Consider the following 6060-nt stretch of genomic DNA (forward strand, 5'->3'; position numbering starts at 1 on the left):
AACGTTTCTTTCCGGAATCGGTAACCCGTCAGCTTGGGTCACCTCGATGGATCTGGGTGGAAATCATACATCATTATTAATTGCCATTATGAATATGGCGGGAGTATTAGGCGGTTATACTTCACCTATCATTGTCGGAAAGCTCTTCGAACAAATTAAAAGCATGGAAGTTCCAGACTGGAATCTGGTTCTATTTTTATTCGCAGGAATTTATCTAATGGCGACTTTTTGCTGGGCATTCATAAACCCAGATCAAAAACTCTCAGATTAAAATCACGAATCAGAACTAAGATACGTACAGAGGAGTGCTGAAATCAAGAAATGAGAGACTAGGATTGAGAAATTAGTAATTATTCCATTGACACACACGGTGTTCTTTATAAACTAAATACACATTTCTCATTTTGGCCAATACGCTATTCATACTCAATTTGTGTAAACGTCATAGTACTTTCAATTGTCCAATTCCACAAAAAAACAATTCCATCTATCTCAATACCGTATAAGATTGAATTCAAATGATCCACCTGAAGCTATCTGACTGGACCAACAGAAAACAGGAACCGGAGACCGACATACCGGAGGATTTTTCTAATTCGGATAGTGGGCCGTTGACTCGTCGTGCCTATAAATATTTATTCTCCCAATTATTAAATGATCAGATTGCCTTGGGTGAAACTCTAGTTCCATTCAAGATTGCGCGTGATTTGAATATCTCACGCACCACAGTCCGGCAGGCAATCAACCTTCTCTCCGAAGAAGGCTGGGTCTCTAACGGAGATAATGGCCGTATAACCGTTGTCAAACAGCCAAAAACAGAACACCTGGAAAATATTTCCGCATCAGACTTCAACCGAGAAACAGAAACAGAAGCCACCTATCGTAAGATATTTGAAAAACTATTGAATGGTGAATTTCTTTTAGGTCAAAATGTGAGTGCTCAGGAAATTTCAAATGATTTCAACGCGAGTCTCGGAACAGTTCGTCAGGCACTCGATTGGCTTTGTGCACGTGGACTTTTTATTCGTATTCCCAGGCGCGGTTGGCAGGTTGTCGATGCGACCCTCGAGGAAATCGTCGACCTTTATCGAGTGCGTCTGCTACTGGAATCAGAAGTAATCGACCGAGTTGCTGTGAAGTCCACCGATGCACAACTTGAGAATCTTGTCAGTGATTGCAAACGCATCATTGAGCAATTTAACGACCTAAATGATTCAGATCGAAGACAGATTGATTACACGTTTCATCGTACGCTACTGGAGCTTTCTGAAAGTTCAGTTCTATTGGAGACGATTGATCCGTTAATCATGAAAATGGCTTTACTCGGTGTTTATCAGGAACTACCACCAAAAACCTCGTTAAAGGCAATGAAAGAGCATTTGGCAATTGCCAGAGTTTTACAAAATCGTGACGTGGAATTGTCACGTGAACGAATGCGAGCACATCTGCTCCGCGCCAAAACAAAATATGAAATGGAGTAAGAATCGCCAGCAAACTTACAACCTGCAATTTCTATGTTCTGAAATCACTGTTTCCGTCTGGATGATACACTAATGCTGATTGACACTCATACCAATTTAATGTGGTACCCGGATCACTTGTCTGACGAATTTGTCGAATTTGCCTGGGCAGCCAAAAAAGCAAAAATGAAGAATTCAGCCGACGTCTACTTCGCCGGATCTGAAACTGAAGAGCAGAACGCCTTTGATTCGACACCGGAAGCATTACTCGAAGCAACTAAAAACTGCACCAAGGCTATCGTATTTGGAATTAAAGCCCCCTTTTGCGGCATCAACTGTGATCAGGAATTGATTGCTCAATTTGCAAAAGAGCATTCAGACCGCTTTGTAGCCTGGTGTTCTGTCGATCCAAATGACGTCGACTGTGTCGACCAACTCACACACTACGTCCAGAATTTGGGAATGAAAGGACTGAAAGTCTCTCCCATTTATCAGAATTGGAATCCTCAAGATCCTAAGCATCTACCACTGTTTAAAAAAGCTGAAGAACTGAATATTCCGATTAACATTCATCAGGGAACATCGTTCGTCCGTTCTGGGCCTTTAAAGTATTCTAACCCGATTCAGTTAGAAGACATCGCTGTCGCCTGCCCTGATCTGAGAATGATTATTTCGCATATGGGACATCCCTGGGAAACAGAGTGTGTGGTGTTGATTCGTAAACATCCTAACTTGTATTCCAATGTGTCTGCGCTCCACTATCGACCTCTAAGACACTATCAAGCCTTCATGACTGCGCTTGAATATGGTGTTGAAGACAAACTGATTTATGGCTCTGATTTTCCATCGGCCACACCGGAGCAAGTCATCTCCGGACTAAATAAAGTCAATCAAGTCGTTGAAGGAACAGCGTTTCCCAAATTTCCTCAGGAAGTAATTGATCGCATTATTTATGAAAACTGGAAACAGGTGCTCTCTCTCCAAGAGTTGGGGCTGGAAACTGCAACGACTTGACTTGAAAAACGTACTATGAAAATTACCAAGATCGAAGCCATTCCGGTCAAAGTACCATTAAAGCCTTTTTTGACAACCAAAACGGCACATGGAGAACATGTCGATTCTCCTTATGTCATCGTGCGGATCAACACAGATGAAGGGTTGATTGGGTTAGGAGAAGCTACACTCGCGCCGCGCTGGAGCGGAGAAACTAGTCAAAGCTGTCTGGCAGCAATGAACCAACTCATTGCCCCCGCCCTGGTAGGCAAAGATCCGCTCAATATCAATGTCGCGATCCAAAAAATGGATCAGGTGATCAAGCTCAATCCCTTTACCAAAGCCGCCGTAGAGATGGCGTTGTGGGATCTGGCTGGCAAGGCAGCAGGACAACCTGTTTACCAACTACTGGGAGGAAAAGTACGTAATTCGATACCAGTCAAGACGGTCATCGGCGCTTTTTTACCTGAAAAAGTAGTTGAGCTAACCCAGTATTTTCTCGATCAAGGCTTTACCAGTTTCAAAGTGAAAGTAGGTCTCGATCTTGAACGCGATCTTGAACGACTCGATACCGTACGAAAAACAATTGGTTCTGATATGAGTATGGGCATAGACGCTAACTGTGGCTGGGATTTCAGCACTGCTTGCGCCGCATTGCCCCGAATGGAACAATTTCAATTGTCGTTTTGCGAACAACCCATTCAAATTGGCCAGCATGACGCCTGGAAAGAGTTACGCAAATTTACAGAGATTCCTCTTATGGCTGATGAAAGCGTGTTTTCTGTTGCCGATGCCTGGGAAATTTGTCGCCAACGTTCCGCAGACATTCTGAGTATCTACCCTGGAAAAAATGGTGGCATCTCGCGAACCGTCGCCATTTGCCATCTGGTTGAAGCCGCGGGGCTCACCTGCTCGATTGGTAGTAATCTCGAATTGGGTATTGGCAGCGCAGCCATGTTGCATGTCGCTGCCGCGATGAAAGTGATTGACAGCGAACGATTTCCTGCCGATTGCCTGGGCCCTTTGTTCCACGAAGCAGATCTGATACAACAACCATTGTCTCTGGGACCAGTCACAGCAGAATTACCAACCGCCATTGGTTTAGGAGTTGAGTTAGATGAAGACCAATTAAAGCAGTGGCGCACCGATATCTAACACCCTCTTTGATAATTTAAAGGTGATCTCATGTCACAGTTAATTTCCGGTTCTGATTTACGAACCGTCCACGCTGTTCCTCTTACCCCTTATGATCAACACGATAAAGTTGACATTGAACTATATACCCGTCATATTAGTGAAATGTATGCAGCCGGTATTCGCGTATTTTTGCCTGCAGCCGGCACAAGTGAATTCCATAGTCTCTCGCATTCAGAAATTCTGAAACTGGTAGAAGCCACTTGCCAGGCGACAGGTCCGGATGCCTTGATCCTGGCTCCAGTCAGTGGCGCCATCGGAGATGCGATTCAACTGGCTAGTGAGTCTATTAAACGCGGTGCCGCCGGCCTCCTGGTAATGCCTTTACCGCACCCATATCTCTGCGATGAAGGAGCCTCTGACTACATTCTCCGTCTCATCGAATCGACACATGCTTCCACAGTGATCTATAAAACTCGGGAGATTCCCAGTGACAAGTTGCTGCTGAAATTAGCGAACAATCCCTATATCATCGGAATGAAATACGCGGTGAATCACATGGATCATTTTCAATCAATCGTGGAGCAGAGTTCTGGTGATTGTGAATGGCTCTGTGGTTCCGCAGAACGATTTGCCCCGTATTATATGCTGGCCGGTGCGACAGGCTTCACTTCCGGCGCTGTCAATCTCTGCCCCCGTTTGGTACTTGCACTGCATGCAGCTCTGGTTGAACAAAACTTTGTGGAAGCAATGTCATTGCAGCGCACGATCCTACCGATTGAACAATATCGAGCACGCTGTGGAGAGAGTTTTAGTATCAGCATGTTAAAGTATGCAATGCAGGTTACTGGAAAAGACTTTGGCCCCGCTCGTGCCCCTCAACGTCAATTAACAACATTGGAATGTAAAGAGATTGACAAACTTTTGCGACCAATTCTAGACCGTGAAGAATCGCTAATTGCTGTTTGATTTTGTCGTGACTTTTTTTAGGACAGAAGTTTTTTAGGAACAAGCACACGCATAGAATAAGGCCCAGCCAGTGATTGTCCCGGCTTGACATCGCTGGCGATGCTCAAAAATTCGCGGGATTCACTTTTCGTCCATCCCTGCCGTTCTTCAAGCCAGGAAATCATCTCTCGAATTGCCAACCATTGCGCAGATTCCAAAGGTCGATCACAGGCAATTGTGACTAATTCTTCCTCTGTCTCCACACGCAACCATTTTTGTTGCTTAGTCCAATTTTTAAGCACGCGCACAGATAATTTTACTTCGGAACGCATTTCAACCGCACACAATTCTCCATCACCCTGCCGTGCATGGCAATCTCCTAATGACAAAAATGCACCCTTGACTGCCACAGGCAGATAGACCGTACATCCCGGTCCAATCTCGGGCACGTCGAGATTACCTCCATGCGTTCCCGTGTGATAGGTATAAACGACTTCTTCCTTGGGTGCCGTTCCAATAGTACCGATCACCGGCGCGACAGGCAGCAACATCTCATGCGTTTTTCCCCCTGCGTGAAATGTATAAACCACTTTGTCTTCCACAATCTTTACCAGACGTGTGACTGGATCTTTAATGAGATCCTGCAGATGTTGTTCGAACGGCCAATATCCATAGTAACCCTGTGTGTCACAAACCATGTCTTGAATATCAACCGCAAGAGTATCACCAGGCTCCGCCCCTTCCACATAGACTGGGCCTACAACTGGATTACCGGCATACCCCTGTTGTCGCATCTTGTGTAGCGATTCTGGTGTACATTGTTCGGGCAATCTGGTACGTCCGCCACGCGAGTCTTCTGTTTCAATGATGAAAGTTTCTCCCGGGCTCACTGACAACACAGGTTCACAATGAGCAGAAAAAACAGTAGTCGTATGTTTGCGAAGAATGCGTTTCATTGGTTTCTCAAATTAGTAGATTCATGATGATTTTGTAAATTGATCAATTATATTACGTGAGACCTTCGATACATTTTCGTCAACGAGCATTGATGTAATCCAACAAATCGATCCTACAGAAAAGACTTCACCTCCAGAATGTGTTTGGAAATGGACCATATCAGCGCCTCCTTGATCAGGGTTGATCCCCTGTGCTACCAGATGCACGTTAGCTGGCGAACTAGGAGAAATTTTATCGGTCTCGTGCCCTGAAGCCCCTCCTGGAATTCGCATGTGCTGGCTTTCTGTTCCAAACAGATCGTTTTGTTTTAAGTTCGTCCCTTGAAAGCACCAGTGCTGGTCATCGATTACCTTATAAGGGGCACCCGTCATAATTCCCGCAAAGGAAAACACGACCCCCAATAGGTTTGCCTCAGATTCCTGCCGCGCGTGATAGCGGCTTTCATAAATAGACTCTGATTCTGGGATTGGTGGATCCATCGCCACTCCACACCATTTCGTGCAATCGGTATTGTGATACACAATTCGATGGTCATCCAGAAATTCCACTTCACAATTCAGTCCATTAC

6 protein-coding genes and 1 pseudogene are annotated in these 6060 nt (G+C 45.1%); 5 read left to right on the top strand and 2 right to left on the bottom strand.

Going from position 1 to position 6060, the window contains the following annotated elements:
- The 5 genes and pseudogenes from Q0668_RS12895 to Q0668_RS12915 all read left to right on the top strand — a co-directional run.
- Window positions 1-271 (top strand): annotated as a pseudogene (locus tag Q0668_RS12895) (MFS transporter); the annotation flags it as partial.
- A gap of 247 nt (window positions 272-518) precedes the next feature.
- Window positions 519-1481, top strand: coding sequence for a GntR family transcriptional regulator (locus Q0668_RS12900; RefSeq protein ID WP_298865263.1), 963 nt, complete (start codon window positions 519-521; stop codon window positions 1479-1481).
- 72 nt (window positions 1482-1553) lie between these two features.
- Entirely contained in the window at window positions 1554-2474 is a 921-nt protein-coding gene (locus Q0668_RS12905; RefSeq protein WP_298865266.1) for an amidohydrolase family protein, read from the top strand.
- A gap of 15 nt (window positions 2475-2489) precedes the next feature.
- The gene (locus Q0668_RS12910) at window positions 2490-3608 is read left to right on the top strand and encodes an enolase C-terminal domain-like protein (RefSeq protein ID WP_298865269.1); all 1119 of its coding nucleotides are present in this window, start codon (window positions 2490-2492) and stop codon (window positions 3606-3608) included.
- A gap of 30 nt (window positions 3609-3638) precedes the next feature.
- Window positions 3639-4556 (top strand): dihydrodipicolinate synthase family protein, encoded by a 918-nt coding sequence (locus Q0668_RS12915; RefSeq protein WP_298865272.1) that lies wholly within the window; start codon window positions 3639-3641, stop codon window positions 4554-4556.
- A 17-nt stretch (window positions 4557-4573) separates the two neighbouring features.
- Here the strand turns inward: Q0668_RS12915 and Q0668_RS12920 are convergent, their stop codons facing one another.
- Window positions 4574-5491, bottom strand: coding sequence for an acetamidase/formamidase family protein (locus tag Q0668_RS12920; RefSeq protein WP_298865278.1), 918 nt, complete (start codon window positions 5489-5491; stop codon window positions 4574-4576).
- A 21-nt stretch (window positions 5492-5512) separates the two neighbouring features.
- A partial coding sequence (locus Q0668_RS12925) for a N,N-dimethylformamidase beta subunit family domain-containing protein (RefSeq protein WP_366918900.1) occupies window positions 5513-6060 on the bottom strand: 548 nt, incomplete at its 5' end.

Source organism: uncultured Gimesia sp., assembly GCF_937910335.1.
GTDB lineage: Bacteria > Planctomycetota > Planctomycetia > Planctomycetales > Planctomycetaceae > Gimesia.